Below are 17,203 nucleotides of genomic sequence, written 5' to 3'. Positions count from 1 at the left end.
GTTGCCTTTGGCACTCGATTATTGTATCAGAGTTGCCAATGGACAAATGGCTCCGTTAGTGCAATCGGTGCAGTACCATAAACCCGACTGTCGGGTGCTTTGCCGTTTAGCGAAGCATCGTTTGGCGGCAAACATCGGCGATCAAATCGGCCGAAGCTAGGTGAAAAGTGGGGATTCGGCCAGCAATCATTGGCCCTGCAATTGCGGAGTAGTCGTTGATGTCGTGCGTGTTGATAATCACAGCGACGGCCCAACCGCGACGGGCTAACCCCAAGATCGCGGCTAATGATTCGGGTGGACACATTTGCAGTATGATCAAGACGGTCGTTTCGCTTGAGATTTGCGATTCGCTTTCGGTCAGCAGCTCTGCTAAGGTCAATCCGTCGGTTCGTTCCAACCGAGCGAACGTCCCTGTCATTTCGCGAAGCGCCACCGGGCCTCGCGACGCCGGTTGAAGGATCGGCCGCAATCGATCACTTTCGGATTGCATGGAAGCTGCTGCGGTGACCTCGTCGCGGACTCGATAATCGCCCACCCATCCCTCGCTACGGATTCGATCGGCGGCGTCTCGGCCGTTGGTCGCTAATCCAAATGGCTCGCCCGCATCGTGAAGTGCATGTGCGATCGAGGCTGCCGTGGTAATCGCCAAATCAGTTCGAACCGGCTCGTGCTTTATCGGGTTGGTATCAGCGTGCAGATCCAACACCAAGGTCGCGCCCGCAATCGACGAAGGTTCATAGATTTTGCTATGTAGCGTGCCGGTTCGGGCCGTCGCGGCCCAGTGAACGCTGCGCATGGGATCGCCGGGTTGCCAGCGCCGTATCCCGCGAAGTCGCGTTGGATCATCCATGACATTTTCACGCATCCGAATTTCGCCAATCGGTCGGCGTGAACCAATTTCGTAAGTCGATAGTGGGACGATGCTGGGCAAAACCGTGACATATTGGGGTGTGGTTCCAACACGATAGCGGCGATACAAACCCATTAAGTCGCCGGTTTCCAAAACGGTCGGACCGATTTGGTAATAGCCTCTTCGGTTGCAAGTGATTTCGTAGCTGAGCGTCTTGGTTTGGCCGCCCCACAGCATGACCACTTGCACACGCGTCCCTTCAATAGCCAATGCAGGCGGGTTAAAGATCAGTGCTTGGCGCGGCAACAGATCTTCAACCAAAACCCAAACCACTGGCAAACGACTTCGGTTGGTGAGTTTGATTTCGACATCGATTCGCGAGCCCATTTTTCGTTCCACGTCACCTGTGTTTCGTGTTGCGATTACCGAATCGGACCAGATCCGTGCTAGACGCGAATTGACAAAGACTAAGATGCCTGCGGCGATTCCGGCTAATACCCACAGCGATGCACCGAATAGCATTCCCACCAATAGCAACGTACAAACGCCAGCGAGAAGTCCGAAGTTTGGACTACCAGACGGCGGCGATTTTGTATCGGGTGAGCGTTTCAATAGTCGTTTTCCATCGAACCTACTTCGCATCGATTGTCGGTACGGCGATTTCGCTGACGATTTCTTCGAGGACGTGTTCTGCCGTTACTTTGCGCAATCGACTTTCAGGCCGCACGATCAAGCGATGATTCATCACCGGTGCAACGATTCGTTTTACATCGTCCGGCAACACGTACGTTCGGCCGCGAATCGCCGCCATCGCTTGCGAGCAACGAAACAACGAAATCGTTGCGCGAGGGCTGCCGCCGAGTGCTAAGTCCGAGTTCAATCGCGTTTGATGAACAATTTGAAGCAAGTATTGACGAACTCGCGGGTCCACATGAACCTTTTTGATTTCGGATTGGGCTTGAACCAATTCCAATGCTTCGGCAACTGGTTTTAATTTGTCGACCGGGTGTTTGTCTCGTAACAGTTCGAGCATTCGCAGTTCCTCTTCCATCGACGGGTAACCAAGGGTGAACCGCATCATGAATCGGTCCAACTGAGCCTCGGGTAACGGAAAGGTTCCTTCATGGTCGACCGGGTTTTGTGTGGCAATCACTAAGAACGGAGGATCGAGCGAATGAGTGGTGCCATCGACGGTGACGCAAGCTTCGGCCATCGCTTCGAGTAGCGACGCTTGGGTACGCGGTGTCGCTCGGTTGATTTCGTCCGCTAACAAGATTTGCGTAAAGACGGGACCGGGGCGGAACTCAAATTGAGCGGTTTTTTGGTTGAAAATCGACGTGCCAGTGACATCGGTCGGCAACAAATCCGGGGTGCATTGAACGCGTTTAAATCGGCATCCGACACTGACTGCCAATGCGCGGGCCAACATTGTTTTAGCGACGCCTGGAACATCTTCTAGCAGAATGTGCCCACCGCTAAGCCAGGCGACGAGCGAAAGGACCAATTGTTTTCGTTTGCCTACGATCGCCAACTCCACATTGCCGATAATCCGTTTGGCCAATTCTGCGACCGCCGCAGCCGCAGCGGCCGACTCGTTGCCAGATTTGGACGCTGGCGGGCGGGGTGATGCGCCCGGTTGTGGCGATTTTGATGGCGTTTGTGTCACGGCAACCTAGTTTGGATGGCAAAGGGGCTTTTCGGTACCAAACTTGCTGGCGGCACCGAAGTTGCTCATAGTATAATCGTTTTCGATTCGCCTGCCGTCGTGGCAGTTGTCTGCGGAGGAAAAGTGAATGATTGTGCCCAATTTACTTGTGATCGATGATGATACGGCGTTTCGCCAAGTCGTTTGCGAGGGCTTGTCGCGCCGAGGTTTCGAAGTGGAAGAAGCCGTTGATGGCCACCAGGCACTTGAGGTTATCCGAAATAAACAATTTCATTTGGCACTGGTGGATGTCCACATGCCACGAGTGACCGGTTTGGAATTGCTCCGTCAATTGCCGGAAACTCCCAACCGGCCCGCCTGCGTTTTGATGAGTGCCAAATTGGACGAGGCGATCCGTCGTGAAGCCGAATTGATGAAAGCATATCGAGTACTTAGTAAGCCGATTCGGTTGGCGGCACTTTGTGATGTGGTTCGAGCGGCGCTATTGGAATTTTACGATTGGCGCCCCACAGCATGAGTGAGCAACCGATCCAAACGAAACCGAAGCCCCGAAAACGGCTATACCTTCTTCTCGGGATTCTCTTTTTGACGGTCATCGCCGTTCTTGCCTACATTGAGTTCTCTCTTTCGCGGCCGATTGGCGAAGGGCCTGCGGGGCCGACCGTCGATGCAAGTTCGTTTAGCGATGTTTGGTCCGAGGCAAAGGTGCAAGTGATCGGCGTGGGTGATAGCGTCACTGCCGGCCTTGGAGCAAAGTCGCCCAGTCACACCTTTTTTAACCGGCTCTTGAATAACCCATCGGACGAGTTCGCAGACATGGAAGGCGTTTGTCTTTCGACAGTGCTGCCTAATTTAACGTCTGAAAATTTTGCGATATCGGGTTCCGAGTCATCGGTTCACGCCGACGTGATTGTGGAAACCATTCCAGACTACGAAGACGCTTTCGGTATTGTGCTGATGACGAGTGGTGGCAATGACATCATTCACAGCTACGGCCGCAGTAAGCCACGCGAGTGTGCGATGTATTCGGCATCGCTTGAGCAGGCGTTGCCATGGATCGAGAATTTTCGCACGCGCTTAGACAAAATGTTCGAAGATCTTACCGCGAAGTTTCCGCTTGGGTGCGAGATTTATATTGGTGACATCTACGATCCGACCGATGGTGTTGGCGATGCTCCGAGTGTTTTCTTGCCGCATTGGCCCGACGGTCTTGCGATCCATGGAAAATACAATGATGTGATTCGCAGCGTGGCGGGCAAATACGATCATGTCCACGTTGTTCCTCTTCATGCGACGTTCTTGGGTCATGGTTCCCATTGCCGACAATTTTGGCGATCAGCCTACCATGCCGAAGATCCCCACTATTGGTTCTTTACCAACATCGAAGATCCCAATGACCGTGGGTACGATGCGATTCGGCGAGTCTTTTTAAAGACGATAGTTGAAAAGACATCTTTATGAGTGAGATCCGAATCGGCATCGTGACAGTGTCAGACCGAGCCAGCCGTGGTGAGTACGAAGACCGCGGCGGTCCAGCGATTGGCGAATATTTGCGAGATGTTTTGTCAAACCGTTGGGACGCGGTGACTCGAGTCATTCCCGATGATGTTTTGACGATACAAGAGACGCTGGCGAATTTATGTGATACCGAGAAGTGTTGTTTGGTTGTGACCACTGGCGGCACGGGGCCAGCGAAACGAGACGTCACACCCGAGGCGACCGAAACGGTGTGCGAGAAAATGATGCCCGGATTTGGGGAGCTTATGCGCAAAGTGTCGCTTGCGAAGGTTCCCACGGCGATCTTGTCGCGGCAAACCGCTGGGATTCGCGGATCAAGTTTGATTGTCAACTTACCAGGTAAACCGTCAGCGATTGCAGAATGTTTGGATGCCGTTTTTCCTGCGATACCGTATTGTATTGATTTGATTGATGGACCGCGACTTTTGACTCGCGAAGATCGGTTGGTTGCGTTTCGTCCCAAAAAATAGACTTGTGTGGTGTTTGGATTTATCAATTGCAACAAACCGATTGGGATGACGAGTCGTGATGTGGTGAATATTGTGACAAACCGAATTCGACCTCATAAAGCAGGGCATGCCGGGACCCTCGATCCGTTAGCAGAAGGGGTGTTGGTGCTTGGTGTGGGGCGAGCATCGCGGTTGGTTTCATATGTCCAAGATTGTGAAAAACAGTATTCTGCGACGTTTCGTCTGGGGGCCTCGAGTGCCTCGGGGGACTTAGAGCAACCGTTGACCGAGCATGCGGAGGATCCACGGCCGAGCCTCGCGCAACTGCAACAAGCAGCGGAGCAGTTGACGGGCGAGATTGAACAAGTTCCATCTGCTTTTTCCGCGATTTGGATTGACGGGAAACGAGCCTATGAGCGAGTTCGGCGTGGCGAAACGGTGGAGGTTCCACCGCGAAAGGTGACCGTCTACTCGTTGAAAATTGTTCGCTATGAATATCCGGTGTTGGATTTGGATATTGTGTGTGGCTCGGGGACGTATGTTCGGTCGCTCGGCGTTGATTTGGCACGGTTAGTTGGTGCCAATTCCGTAATGACGCGGCTCTGTCGAACTCGTGTGGGGCCGTTTCGGATTGAAGATTCCGTGGATGCCGATTCCTTGAAAACGCCCCCGCTCGATGGTTACGTTGAACCGGCTGTCAAAGGAATCGAGCATTTACCAAAGATGCAGCTCGATGGAGAGCAGGATTGGCGAGTGATCAACGGGCTCTCGGTTTTGATTTCCACCGACCCGCCGATCGACCCATCCGAGGGAAAGATTGCCGCCGCGATCACCGCCAGCGGCGAATTGCGTGCGATCATGCGAGGGAAAACCAAACAGGGCGGGCTGGCTTGGTATCCCGAGCGAGGGTTCCCACCGACGTAACCAGCAAAGTCTGCTGCGGGGATTGCAAAAAGATTGTTCTTCGGGCTCAGAACAATAGGCAATCTGCTGCTTGTTCGTATAGGATAGGCGGGACTGATTGCCTTCCATTCTATAGCCTAGTCCTTCGCCATGAAAATCAAGTGTCCCGGTTGTTCGAAAGCCCTGAATGTCCCTGACACGGCAGCCGGAAAGATCGTTCAATGCTCGTGTGGAAAGAAACTGCGAGCCCCTGGCGGTGCGTCAGTTCCCACGTCGGCGGCGAAACCAGGGGCGGCAAAACCAGCCGCACCGAAACCAGCCGCACCGAAACCCTCTGCGGCGTCACCCGCAGTGGCAAGTGGTGGCTTTGGTGGGTTCGATCCTGAGATGTTTGATGAGTTGACCGAAAGCGATTTGGAACCGGTCGCGGCGGTAGTAAAACCTGGAGTCGCTCCCAAGGTTCAGCAGTCAGCCGCAGGTGGTAATGCCTTGCAAGAACACAGCGGAGGCGACTCGGGGGGGGCGTCCAAACCGAGCCTTCCCATTCCAATGATTGTGATTGGAATCTTAAACGGCTTGGTTACGCTCGCTTTCGGCTTCTTTTGCTTGGTCATGTTTGGCTTAGTTGCAGTGGCAATTCCTCAGCTTGAGGAACAGCCAGACGCAGCGACGACTGGGGTAATTGGAGTCGCCCTCGTAATTGCACTCATGATTCCGTTTGCCTTTTCATTGTTGAACACCATCGCGTGTTTTGTTTCCAAGCCGATCTGTTGGTATTTCTTGGCTTTCAGCTATGCCTTTTCGGTAAGTAGTCTACTGATGACGTTAATTGGTAGCTTCTCAGGGGAAGCTAATCTCTTCTTGATAGGGCTCGCCTCGATTCGGATTCTGGTTGGCGGTTCAATTTTGGCATATTTGAATGTAAAACAACCTCGGCGCTTCTTTCGCGTCGATATGGAATCGTTACCGAAGCATCTTGCCCCGAATATCGCTGGCGCTGCAATCGGTTTCGGTCTCGGCGTTGTTTCCCTGCTCCAGTGAACAGGCTTTTGTGAAAAGTCTATCGTTTCTACCTTCTTTACCAAACCAATCGAGTCTCGCCACGGAGGCGCTCTTAGAATGTGCTTACGCATATTGTTTTCGACCATCTTTCTCAGTTTTGTAACGTGCTTAAACGCGCAGGAGAAACCGGCGACTGCGGCACCATCAACCCCAGGACAAGCGGATCGTGGTGACGAAAATTCGAAGCCAAAGTTTGTTCTTTCGGATGATGTTCGCGAGGTGCTTGAGCCGCTTTTTAAGTCGATTGCCGATGCGGACGTTTCGCGCGCTACGGTCGAGCTTTCTTCGGATTCCGTCCTCGCCGGTCAAGTCGTCGAATCAAAAACGTCGACTTATCAAATCGCGTCGCGCCATCCAAACAAGTTCACCATCTATTTAAAGGAACCTGAGCAGCGGACGCGAATTTATGAAGATGGCGAAAAGATGACGGTCGCTTTAGCACCCGACGCCTACTACACCATTGACGAATCAATACGGCTTCAAGAGGCAGTAATGAATTTGCCGCTGCCGATGGGGCCTTATCCAGAGCCCGTGTTGGCGCTGACGCTCGCAGGCGTGGACCCTTCGCTGACGTTTTTGGGCGGAATGAAAAAAGTCGAAATCGTGGACCGCAACAAGTTCCGTGGCCGTGTGGCGGCGATCCATTTGCGTGGCGAACAGAACGATGCAGTTACATGGGATTTTTGGGTGACACAGGAAGATGTCCCAAAACCTCTCCGTTTGCTCTTCGATTTGACTGCGATGTTAAGAGCGACCGGCCAAGTCCGCGTGCCGCAAGGTTTTGCCTACCAATTGCAATTCGATTTTTTATCTTGGCGAGTCACTGGCGAAGTGGAAGAATCCTTGTTCGCCTTCAAACCGGCGGCGGATGCCAAGGAATATGAATCGCTTGAAGATTACATGGATTCGATTGCCGGTGCCGTGACCGAGCATCCGCTACTTGGTAAACCCGCACCCGACTTCAAAAGCGTGACGCTCCGCGAAGGAACCGTGTCGCTGGCCGATTTGAAAGACAAAGTCGTCGTGATCGATTTTTGGGCGACATGGTGTCCTCCATGCGTTGCCGCAATTCCAGTTATCAAAGAAGTCACCGACGAGTACAAGGACAAGGATGTTGTTTTCTTAGCGTTGAATGTGGCCGAAGGTGAGGAGTTAGTGAAGGATTTTGTGGACGAAAAAGAGTGGGATTTGGATATCGTTTTGGACGTCGACGGAAAAGTCTCCGATGCATTCAAAGCGGATGCCATCCCACAAACAGTCGTGATCGGAAAATCAGGGATCATTGAATCGGTGCATCTGGGATTCGCTGGCGAGAAAGAACTGAAACAGCGATTAGGCGATGAACTGAGCGTTTTGAGTATCGGTGGGCGAATTGAGTCAAGCGTTCCCGAAGAATCGAAATAGGTGATGGTGTCCTCGTCAACTACCCAAATTCAAATCTAGGACGAACACTGCTAGAGGGAGCACAAAACGAGAATCGTTGAAGTTGCCGAGCCGACAGAATTGGTTGGCAAACACAGATCGCTGGGCCAACGGAAGTCGCTGAAATCGAGTAAGCTAACAGATTAAATCTATTGCGACTTTTACACGGGGGAAAAAACGGTGAATCGATACTCCAAGCTTGCTGCATTGAGTGTGGTGGTTCTTGCGGTTGTCATACCAGCCTGTTCGAGTGAAAAAGCGACCGATGCGACCGATGGCAACAAAACTCCTGTAATCGCGTTTGTTCAAACCGGGGCTGACAATGATTGGCGAAATGCTCACACCGAATCGGTCAAACAAGCTGCCGCCGACCATGGCTACGACCTTCGTTTTGCCGAAGGACAATCAAAGCAAGAAAACCAACTCAAGGCCCTCAGTTCGTTCGTCAATCAAGGCGTTGACGTAATCGTGCTCGCGCCGATTGTCGAGACTGGTTGGGACAATGCTCTTGAAAAAGCCAAACAGCGTGGCATTCCGGTCGTGATCTTGGATCGCCAAATCAAGACCGACGATGAATCGCTTTATGTGACTTACATCGGTGCCGATACATATACCGAAGGTCAAAAGGCAGCCCAATGGTTGGCCGGTAAAACCGAGGGAACGGCAAAGGTTGTTGAACTTCAAGGCAACCCGGGTGCTTCGCCAACGATCAACCGGTTTAATGGCTTTCGTGATGTTATCGAGGATCACCCAGGAATCGAAATCATCGCATCGCAAAGTGGCGAATTTCGACGGTCCAAGGGCAAAGAGGTAATGGAAGCGTTACTAAAAAAACACGGCAAAGAGATCGAAGTTGTTTACGCACACAACGACGACATGGCGATTGGCGCGATCAGCGCAATCGAGGATGCGGGCCTGAAGCCGGCCGAAGACATCATCATTGTTTCGGTGGATGCCGTTCGTGCAGCATTTGACGCCATGGTCGCAGGCAAGTTGAATTGCACGGTCGAATGCAATCCACTTCAAGGCCCGTTGGCAATGGAAGCCGTGGCAAAAATTCTTGCCGGTGAAGCCGACTCGCTCGATAAAAAAACACTGATCGAAGACACTGTCTTTGAAATGGAACAGGCGAAAGACTTCATCGATTCTCGCAAGTATTGATTTTCGTCATCATGGATGAAACCTCGACGCCCACTGCCTTGCTAGTCATGCAGGGAATCTCGAAAACATTTCCCGGTGTTCGGGCGTTGTCGGACGTCGATTTTGAAGTGCGCTCAGGGGAAGTGCACGCATTGATGGGCGAAAACGGGGCGGGCAAATCGACTTTGATCAAAGTTCTAACGGGAGTCCATCGCCGCGATTCGGGCAGCATGACACTGGATCAGCATGATATCTCACCCCAAGCACCCATCGAAGCCGAACGACTCGGAATTAGTACGGTCTATCAAGAAGTCAACTTGATTCCGCAATTGAGCGTTGCCGAAAATATTATGCTTGGTCGCCAATCGACGACGGCGGGATGGATCTCGTGGAAAGCGATTCGTCAGCGTGCACAGCAAGCAGTGGATCGAGTCGATTTGTCGGTGGACATTGATTGCGAACTTCGACGTTGTTCGACGGCGGTTCAGCAAATGGTGGCAATTGCCAGGGCGGTGGATCTCGATGCCAAACTACTTGTTCTCGATGAGCCGACATCAAGTTTGGATACGAAAGAGGTTGAGGAGCTATTCAAGGTTCTGCTTCGATTGCGTGAAAGCAACATCGGCATTGTTCTGGTTACTCATTTCTTGAACCAAGTTTACCGCATTGCCGATCGCATTACGGTGCTCCGCAATGGCCAACGAGTGGGTACCTATGCTACCGAGCAATTGCCGCGAATTGAGTTGGTCGGCAAGATGCTAGGCAAAGCGCCCCAGGAAGTGGCTGAAATCGAAAGCCGAACCGCGACGGTTTCTGACACGACTCCGTCGTCCGAGAAAATGCTTGAAGTGAGTCAACTTGGCCGGAAAGGAACGGTGGAACCGTTCGACCTCGACATTTGCCGCGGAGAAGTCGTTGGCTTGGCGGGATTGCTTGGTTCAGGACGCACCGAGGCGGTTCGTTTGCTGTTCGGGTTAGATCGAGCGACAACGGGAAAATTGAAGGTCGATGGAAAGCGGATCGACAAACCTACGCCACGTAAAGCGATTCGCGCCGGTGTTGCATTTTGTCCAGAGGATCGAAAACGCGAAGGCGTGATCCTTGATTTATCCGTGCGCGAAAATATTATGCTTGCCCTACAAGCAAGCCGTGGTTTGTCAGACGCATTGTCCTACAAACAGCAACTCGAATTGTCCCAGCACTACATCGATGCACTTAAGATCAAGACACCCTCGACCGAAACACCGGTCGGAAATCTTTCGGGCGGAAATCAGCAAAAGGTTCTGCTGGCGCGGTGGTTGGCGATGAATCCGAAAGTGATGATCCTGGATGAGCCAACTCGAGGGATCGATGTGGGGGCAAAGGCTGAGATGGAGACGTTGATCGAGTCGCTGCGAAAACGCGGGATGGCGGTTGTCCTGATTTCGTCGGAACTTGAGGAGATGGCTAGGACGTGCCAGCGAGTTTCGGTGATGCGAGATCGAATGAAAGTTGGCGAACTTGCCAATGAAGATGTGACGGATCAAAAAATGATGGAGATGATTGCCCAGCATCATGACGATTGATCCCCCCAATCCGATCCGACGCATCACGACGTCACCCCTATTTTGGCCGCTGTTGGGGTTGGTGTTGTTGCTGATCTTCAATGCCATATTCACTCCGTCGTTTTTCAATCTTGAAATTCGTGACGGGCATTTGTATGGCAGCATGGTGGACGTGTTGAATCGTGGTTCGATTGGCATCATCATCGCGATCGGTATGACTTTGGTCATCGCGACGGGGGGAGTCGACCTTTCGGTCGGTTCGATCATGGCCATTTCCGGAGCGGTGGCAGCACTCATGTTGACAGAAAGCAACGTAAGTCTCTGGGGCGTAATTCCCTGCGCCTTGCTTGCCGCAACGATTGCGGGTTTGCTCAATGGATTGCTTGTCGCAGTCGTGGGAATCCAACCGGTTGTAGCGACATTGATCCTGATGGTTTGTGGGCGTGGCATCGCTCGGTTTCTGACCGGTGAAAAGGTGATCGCTCTGGTGGACGACCATTTCAGCGCCGCGTTTGACTATCTTGGCAATGGGCACTTTCTTGGTATGCCTTTTCCCGTGACGATTTTTGTTTTGCTCGTGTTGGCGACGCTTGTGGTTGTGCGCAAAACGGTGCTCGGACTTTTCATTGAATCCGTCGGATCCAACGAAGTGGCCAGTCGCGCGGTTGGCATTCAAGCTCGCACGATCAAGATTGGTGTGTACGCCTTTTGCGGGTTTTGTGCCGGTATCGCTGGTTTGATTGACGCGTCCAATATTAATGCTGCTGACACGGTCAATGCAGGCGTCTTCACTGAGCTCGATGCGATCTTCGCCGTTGTGGTCGGCGGAACGGCATTGACCGGCGGTCGATTCACCCTTGTTGGATCCGTTGTTGGTGCACTTCTATTGCAGACGTTGTTAACGACGCTCTACACGTTTGGATTTGCATCGGACACCGCACCGGTTCCCAAGGCGATTGTGATTGTTGGAGTTTGTTTGCTGCAATCCGACGCGTTTCGACAAAAATTTCGTCGGAGGTCGGCCGCATGAATCGGATTTCAGAGCGACACGTTATGTTGGCGGTAACAGCAGTCGTCTTGATGGTGTTGTTCTTTGGAGCGTCGATGCGATTCGATGGTTTTTCGTCGCCGTTTGTAATCGCAGATCTGTTTAACGAAACGGCGTTTCTAGGGATTACTGCTGTTGGAATGACGCTGGTGATTATCTCGGGCGGCATCGATTTGTCCGTGGGATCCGTCATTGGCTTTACCACAATTTTTGTGGCGACGATGATCTCTGACAACGGGATGAATCCGGTGCTGGTGTGGGCAGCGGCCTTGGCACTAGGCACAGGCTTCGGCTGCATGATGGGGGCGCTGATCCAAGTGTTTAAACTTCCTGCGTTTTTGGTCACTCTTGGCGGATTGTTTTTTGCACGTGGCATGGCGTTTTCGATCAAGAAGGAATCGGTGCAGATTGATCATCCGCTATATGACGCGGTCGGGGATATTGCGTTGCCGATCGGTGGCGGTGCGTCTTTAAGTTTCCCAGCGATTCTTTTTTTGATCTTGATTGCGATTGTCGTTGTGATCGCGCATCGCACCCGTTTTGGCCGGAACCTTTACGCGATTGGCGGCAGCGAAGATTCTTCTCTTTTAATGGGGTTGCCCGTTACCAGCACAAAAATCGGAGTCTACACTTTCAACGGCTTTTGTTCGGCGCTGGCGGGAATTGCAATGACCATTTACATGGACTCGGGCAACCCCATCAACGCAGTTGCACTTGAACTCGATGCGATTGCCGTGGTCGTGATCGGCGGCACGCTGCTGAGCGGTGGGACGGGACTCGTCGCAGGAACGTTGTTGGGCATCCTGATTTACGCGACGATTTACCAGATCACCTATTTCGCAAATTTGCCAGCATCGCTCGCCACCATCTCAATCGGGACGCTGCTGCTGATTTTTATTCTTGCGCAACAATCGCTGCGGCGACTCCGCTAGCACCATCGAGATGTCCGGTGCTACCTTCGGTAAAAGAAATTTCCATTTTTCTTATTCGGCGTGACCAGACGTGTCACGGCCCTCTTTGACAATGCTCTTCACTGTTACAGCAATCGCTGCTGTGACGCGTGAAGGTTTCTCATAATTGTCGAGGGAGTGCTTACTGATGACGACCTGTCTACTTGAACTAGCTCTGCCGGAAAATTCATTGCCGGAGAACTCACCGCCGCTCCAAGCTACGCAGCAAATGCCCGCGTTGAGCGGAGCACGATTTTCCCCTGATGCACTGGCGGGATTTTCCGTCGGTGTCCACGGTGCACTTCGTGCAATGCTATCGGTTTGTGATGTCCAACCCCGTCCCTACCAACAGCGTATCATCGAATCGGCGGTGAAAATGTTTGGCGGCACGTTTGTCGGACGCAGCGGCCAAGTCTCGCCGATGGCATCAAGCGTGTTGGTCGAGAGTCCGACCGGAAGTGGGAAGACCGTGATGGGGTTGGCCACCGCCGCCATGATCCAACGTGTTACCGGCGCGAAAGTCGGATGGGTGGCAATGCGACGGAATCTGCTCGCCCAAGCGGAGGCTGAGAATCATGTACGACGTTTTGGCGTTCGTATGGAAACGATTAGCATGTTCGAAAAGTCGCCTCCCAAGGTCGACTTGTTGGTTGTTGACGAAGCCCAGCATGATGCGGCGACCAGTATGGCAAACCTGCATAGCCAAATCCAACCAACATGGACACTTGGCTTGTCGGCAACACCGTACCGGAGCGACCGAATCAAGCTTTGTTTTGATCAAGTGATTCGCGACGCGGGCATCGCATCGCTGATTTCCGATGGCTATCTCAGTGCGTACCATCACTACACGATCTCTGAGTATTCGCCCAAGGAAGTTGCACGGCGAATAATTGCAGAACCCGATCGGTGGGGCCGTTCTTTGGTCTTCTTTCATCGACGCAGCGAATGTGATTTGCTCTACATGCTGCTTCGCCAAGCGGGCATTACCACCGAAGTTGTGACGGCCAATAGCAATCGCGAGCAGCAAATCGACAATTTTGTTGCCGGCAAGACACAAGTGCTGGTCAATATGGCGATTCTTACAGAAGGCTTCGATTGCCCGGAGTTGCAAACGGTGTTTTGTCGTCCAAGTGGCAAAGGATGCACGATTCAAATGGCCGGTCGTGTGTTGCGGACGAGTCATCGTGTGCCGGTGAAGCAAGTGGTTCAGTGTCCGCGAACGCCGCACCCGATGCAACGAACCGCAGCGGCGGCCGAGCAATACCTTTGGACCGAAGCGGGTTGGCGAAGTATTCGCACCAACTGCAAACTCGACAAAATGGCTGCGGTCGCTCGTAATCGCGTTGCTCAGGCCGAAGTCTCGCTACCCAATTTGGTCGCGATGAATCGGAACAAACGCGCGGCCCGTTGGTTTTCGCGTGCTCAATAGTCCCCATTCTCAATAGTCCCCGTTCTCAATAGTCCCCGTTCGTTCCCTTCGAAACGAATCAAGGTCTTGTGTTCCCCTTTGACACCAATCCTAGGAAGATTCCTACTATGACTACTACCATCACTCAGCCTGCAAATGAAACGAAGGCCACTGCTCAAACGAGTACACCTTCCGCTCGATTTACTTATGGGCATGCAACCGTTGCTGATTTGCGAGTTCGAAAAGTTGATCGTACCGCAGGCGGTCGTGTAATGCTCCGCGATCTCGAACTAGGTGGGCGACCGGTTCATGCGACGAAGCGTTTTTGGCGTTCCTTCTTTACTCGATTTGGGATCGCTGAAAATGTCTTTCGCTATTTTTCCCCTGCTGAAGTTTTTGGACGCATTGCCCAAAGCAGTGCGGACGATGCATTTCGATTTTGTATCGCAGACACAACCGGTCGAAGTGGTAAAGCGACGGGCGACTTGTTAGCGGTGACCAACATCAAACGCCCTGTGATTCGCTACGAAGAGATCACGGAATTGATCGAGCACTATGGTGGCTCTAACGTGAAGTATCATGAAGGTTTGGTGATCAGCACGCACGAACCTCGCGGCGGTTCACGTGAAATCCAAATTGGTGGCGATCAGTTCCATGACCGTTTTTGCTTGGAGACGCCCGTCGACGGGTTTGGCCATCCGAAGCTGTTTTTGTCGATGCTACGACTGATTTGCCAAAATGGAATGATCGGCTATGCCCGTGCGTTCCGAAGCGACATTCCGGTTGGAAAGAAAATGGATTACTGCATCGCTCGAGCACTCGAATCGTTCGATAACGGTGATGGTTATGCAGCGATTCGCCAGCGATTCGAATCGAGCCAGCGGTCTTGGGCGTCGGTCCACGAGTGTTTGCAATTCGGATTGCTTTTGGACCGCGTGCAGCGTGAAAATCATTTGACGGCCAAAGGCTTGATTGGCCGATTTCGCACGTTGGCAGGGAATTTGAGCGAGCTTTACGGGCTCGCGAATCTCGAAGCTCTTAGCGACAAGCGGCGACGGATTCTGCCTAGCAAGGCTCGCGTCTATGATCTAATCAACTTCGCAAGCGAAGTGGCGACGCACCATGCAACCCCAGAAGGCTCGAAGCGAATCCAAGCTCATCTGGGTTCATTGATTTCGGAAGAGTATGACTTAGAAGGAACCGCCGATAACGCCGCCGATTTCGATGCGTTTTTCATCGACGATGATAAATCTGCGGTTCGTCAAAGTTTGAACTAAGCACGCAGGTGCTTTACTCGATTCCGAGAAGTTCGACTTCAAAAATCAGGACTTCGTTCGGGCCGATCGCTCCTTGGCTTCCACGTTCGCCGTAAGCCAATTCGGAGGGAATGTAGAGCATCCACTTGGCGCCAACTTTCATTTTTTGCAGTGCCATCGTCCATCCCTTTATGACTTGGCCTACGCGGAACTTGGCGGGCTCCCCACGAGCGACCGAGCTGTCGAATACCGATCCATCAAGCAGCTTGCCGGTGTAGTGGACTTCCACTGAGTCCGATGCGGAGGGCGACGCGCCGTCCCCTTCCTTGATCACCTTGTATTGAAGTCCTTCTGCGAGTTCCTTGACGCCTTCTTTCTTGGCGTTTTCCGCGAGCCACGCTTTTCCTTTTTCTTTGTTTTGCAGGATCATTTCTTCTTGGCGTTTTCGAAGTAGAGCTTCGATCTTTCCTTGAACACTCTTGAGTTGGTCGTCGCTCATCGCAGGTTCGGTGTCGGACAATCCGTCGGTCACTCCCGCGGCAAGGGCTTCAAGGTCAATGTCTTCGGCTTGGAAACCTTGGGCTCCCATTTGTTGGCCCACCGAGACACCAAGAAAGTATCCGATTTCTTGAGAAGGTGATTCGTATTTTTTCGCAGCGTCGTCTTGTGCCATGGTGATTCCTGTCATCGAGCAGATCGAGACGAGAGCGAACCCGCCAAGAAAGTAGTGGAGTGAACGATTCATATTGGTTTCCTAAGTTAGATATGCGATATCGCGGGCGAAAGTATACATTCCAATGCGGTAGGGTATCCAGTGCGGGCGGATTGTCGCTCTTTGCGATACCAACGTTTGCTTGCCAATTGGCGATTGCCAAGTGAAAGGTGGGGGAATCCGCTAGTTTCGGGATCCAAGCAGGGTTGCGGCAAGGATCACGCCGCCGATCAGTGCCGCCAGGGCAACCAATCGGCTCCAACTTACTTGCGGCTGTTCACGGCCATGGAGGCGATTGGAGATTTGCTGTTTTAGGATTTGACGTCCTTTTTCGGTGACCGCATCCGCACCAACATCGCACGATTGACCATCGGCCCCCACTTCTGCCTTTAAATCGTATTTTTCCCCCAATTGCAGCATGACGGCTTGCACTGTCCGTGCGTTGAACGGCCGATTTTCGGGGTCCTTTTCAAGTAATTGGTCGATGATGTTGTCGAGTTCTTCGGGACACTGAGGGACCAATTCTCGGATATGTGGGGGGTTTTGACGCAAATGTTGTTCAAACAATTGTGCAAAATTTTCGCCCAAGAAAGGCTTCCGCCCTGAGAGCATTTCAAACAAACAACACCCCAAAGCGTAGAGATCGGTTTTTCCCGAAATCAACGCATCGCCAGTGATTTGTTCAGGCGACATGTATGCGTGCGTTCCAACCGTTAGTCCCGCTGCGGTCAAATCGCTGCTGTTTAGGTCGCGGGCAATGCCAAAGTCACCAAGTTTCACTACGGCATTTTTGGTGAGGAACAAGTTGCCTGGTTTTAAGTCACGGTGGATCACGCCGTGGTTGTGAGCACATTGAAGCGCGGAGCAAATTTGCCGAGCCACATCAACGACAACTTGCCATGGCAAATGGCCGTTGGATTCGATCATTTCCTTCGTGGTTCCCCCTTCAACAAGCTCCATTACGTAGTAGAGCAGTCCATCATCGGATTCGCCGCCGCCGTAGTAGGCGATGATGTTTGGATGGCGGAGTCGTTCCAAAATCGTCATCTCACGCTGGAATCGAGCACGGATCAACTTGTCGCTGCTAACGCCCGGGTGCAACTTCTTGATTGCGTACCGTTGCCGAGTGCATTTTTCGGTACCTTCGTAAATGGTTCCGACGGTTCCGACACCGAGAATGGCCCCGATTTCGTAGTCAGCGATTTGAGACGATGGCACGTCAGAACCTCGGTGGTTGGATATAGAAAAATCGCCTTTCGCTTCGCAAAAGCAGCG

At 52.5% G+C, this 17,203-nt stretch carries 16 protein-coding genes; 12 read left to right on the top strand and 4 right to left on the bottom strand.

The features are described from left to right. Positions 1-106: 106 nt before the first annotated feature. Both CA13_RS15760 and CA13_RS15755 read right to left on the bottom strand, forming a co-directional pair. The gene (locus tag CA13_RS15760) at positions 107-1,462 is read right to left on the bottom strand and encodes a DUF58 domain-containing protein (RefSeq protein ID WP_419194418.1); all 1,356 of its coding nucleotides are present in this window, start codon (positions 1,460-1,462) and stop codon (positions 107-109) included. Positions 1,463-1,481: 19 nt separating this feature from the next. Continuing rightward, positions 1,482-2,516 carry an AAA family ATPase gene (locus CA13_RS15755; protein WP_146398182.1) on the bottom strand — a complete coding sequence of 345 codons (1,035 nt, stop codon included), beginning with the start codon at positions 2,514-2,516 and terminating at the stop codon, positions 1,482-1,484. Positions 2,517-2,643: 127 nt separating this feature from the next. Here CA13_RS15755 and CA13_RS15750 point away from each other — a divergent pair, with 127 nt between their 5' ends. The 12 genes from CA13_RS15750 (at position 2,644) to CA13_RS15695 (ending at position 15,237) form a co-directional block, all read left to right on the top strand. Further along, on the top strand, positions 2,644-3,033 hold the full coding sequence (locus CA13_RS15750; RefSeq protein ID WP_419194417.1) for a response regulator: 390 nt from the start codon (positions 2,644-2,646) through the stop codon (positions 3,031-3,033). Then, the gene (locus CA13_RS15745; RefSeq protein ID WP_146398180.1) at positions 3,030-3,977 is read left to right on the top strand and encodes an SGNH/GDSL hydrolase family protein; all 948 of its coding nucleotides are present in this window, start codon (positions 3,030-3,032) and stop codon (positions 3,975-3,977) included. The genes CA13_RS15750 and CA13_RS15745 overlap by 4 nt, the downstream gene beginning before the upstream one ends. Then, a complete protein-coding gene (mog, locus tag CA13_RS15740; protein WP_146398178.1) occupies positions 3,974-4,504 on the top strand; it encodes a molybdopterin adenylyltransferase in 531 nt (176 codons plus the stop codon). Before CA13_RS15745 ends, mog begins: the two co-directional genes overlap by 4 nt. A gap of 6 nt (positions 4,505-4,510) precedes the next feature. Then, positions 4,511-5,407 carry a tRNA pseudouridine(55) synthase TruB gene (gene truB, locus CA13_RS15735; RefSeq protein WP_419194416.1) on the top strand — a complete coding sequence of 299 codons (897 nt, stop codon included), beginning with the start codon at positions 4,511-4,513 and terminating at the stop codon, positions 5,405-5,407. A 129-nt stretch (positions 5,408-5,536) separates the two neighbouring features. Then, entirely contained in the window at positions 5,537-6,427 is an 891-nt protein-coding gene (locus CA13_RS15730; protein ID WP_146398169.1) for a zinc ribbon domain-containing protein, read from the top strand. A 78-nt stretch (positions 6,428-6,505) separates the two neighbouring features. Further along, positions 6,506-7,852, top strand: a complete 1,347-nt coding sequence (locus CA13_RS15725) for a redoxin domain-containing protein (protein WP_146398167.1) — start codon at positions 6,506-6,508, stop codon at positions 7,850-7,852. A gap of 198 nt (positions 7,853-8,050) precedes the next feature. Continuing rightward, on the top strand, positions 8,051-9,031 hold the full coding sequence (locus CA13_RS15720) for an ABC transporter substrate-binding protein (RefSeq protein WP_419194415.1): 981 nt from the start codon (positions 8,051-8,053) through the stop codon (positions 9,029-9,031). 11 nt (positions 9,032-9,042) lie between these two features. Further along, positions 9,043-10,575, top strand: coding sequence for a sugar ABC transporter ATP-binding protein (locus CA13_RS15715; RefSeq protein WP_146398163.1), 1,533 nt, complete (start codon positions 9,043-9,045; stop codon positions 10,573-10,575). Continuing rightward, positions 10,565-11,584, top strand: coding sequence for an ABC transporter permease (locus CA13_RS15710; protein WP_419194414.1), 1,020 nt, complete (start codon positions 10,565-10,567; stop codon positions 11,582-11,584). The genes CA13_RS15715 and CA13_RS15710 overlap by 11 nt, the downstream gene beginning before the upstream one ends. After that, positions 11,581-12,534, top strand: coding sequence for an ABC transporter permease subunit (locus CA13_RS15705; RefSeq protein WP_146398161.1), 954 nt, complete (start codon positions 11,581-11,583; stop codon positions 12,532-12,534). Before CA13_RS15710 ends, CA13_RS15705 begins: the two co-directional genes overlap by 4 nt. 166 nt (positions 12,535-12,700) lie before the next feature. Then, complete coding sequence (locus CA13_RS15700) at positions 12,701-13,981, top strand: DEAD/DEAH box helicase (RefSeq protein ID WP_419194413.1); 1,281 nt, start codon at positions 12,701-12,703, stop codon at positions 13,979-13,981. 107 nt (positions 13,982-14,088) lie between these two features. Further along, positions 14,089-15,237 (top strand): DUF932 domain-containing protein, encoded by a 1,149-nt coding sequence (locus CA13_RS15695; RefSeq protein WP_419194412.1) that lies wholly within the window; start codon positions 14,089-14,091, stop codon positions 15,235-15,237. Positions 15,238-15,250: 13 nt separating this feature from the next. Here the strand turns inward: CA13_RS15695 and CA13_RS15690 are convergent, their stop codons facing one another. After that, the gene (locus tag CA13_RS15690; RefSeq protein ID WP_146403692.1) at positions 15,251-15,904 is read right to left on the bottom strand and encodes a BamJ family beta-barrel-assembly machinery protein; all 654 of its coding nucleotides are present in this window, start codon (positions 15,902-15,904) and stop codon (positions 15,251-15,253) included. Positions 15,905-16,111: 207 nt separating this feature from the next. Then, complete coding sequence (locus tag CA13_RS15685) at positions 16,112-17,146, bottom strand: serine/threonine protein kinase (protein ID WP_146398159.1); 1,035 nt, start codon at positions 17,144-17,146, stop codon at positions 16,112-16,114. Between the last annotated feature and the right edge of the window lie 57 nt (positions 17,147-17,203).

This window comes from Novipirellula herctigrandis (genome assembly GCA_007859835.1).
GTDB classification, from domain to species: domain Bacteria; phylum Planctomycetota; class Planctomycetia; order Pirellulales; family Pirellulaceae; genus Novipirellula_A; species Novipirellula_A herctigrandis.
This window is presented reverse-complemented; position numbering and strand designations above follow the sequence as displayed.

Excerpts from the sequence above, each read along its gene's own strand:
- CA13_RS15750 (WP_419194417.1), top strand. The coding sequence starts at position 2,644 with ATGATTGTGCCCAATTTACTTGTGATCGATGATGATACGGCGTTTCGC.
- CA13_RS15745 (WP_146398180.1), top strand. The coding sequence starts at position 3,030 with ATGAGTGAGCAACCGATCCAAACGAAACCGAAGCCCCGAAAACGGCTA.
- mog (WP_146398178.1), top strand. The coding sequence starts at position 3,974 with ATGAGTGAGATCCGAATCGGCATCGTGACAGTGTCAGACCGAGCCAGC.
- CA13_RS15730 (WP_146398169.1), top strand. The coding sequence starts at position 5,537 with ATGAAAATCAAGTGTCCCGGTTGTTCGAAAGCCCTGAATGTCCCTGAC.
- CA13_RS15725 (WP_146398167.1), top strand. The coding sequence starts at position 6,506 with ATGTGCTTACGCATATTGTTTTCGACCATCTTTCTCAGTTTTGTAACG.
- CA13_RS15715 (WP_146398163.1), top strand. The coding sequence starts at position 9,043 with ATGGATGAAACCTCGACGCCCACTGCCTTGCTAGTCATGCAGGGAATC.
- CA13_RS15710 (WP_419194414.1), top strand. The coding sequence starts at position 10,565 with ATGACGATTGATCCCCCCAATCCGATCCGACGCATCACGACGTCACCC.
- CA13_RS15705 (WP_146398161.1), top strand. The coding sequence starts at position 11,581 with ATGAATCGGATTTCAGAGCGACACGTTATGTTGGCGGTAACAGCAGTC.
- CA13_RS15700 (WP_419194413.1), top strand. The coding sequence starts at position 12,701 with ATGACGACCTGTCTACTTGAACTAGCTCTGCCGGAAAATTCATTGCCG.
- CA13_RS15695 (WP_419194412.1), top strand. The coding sequence starts at position 14,089 with ATGACTACTACCATCACTCAGCCTGCAAATGAAACGAAGGCCACTGCT.
- CA13_RS15690 (WP_146403692.1), bottom strand. The coding sequence starts at position 15,904 with ATGACAGGAATCACCATGGCACAAGACGACGCTGCGAAAAAATACGAA.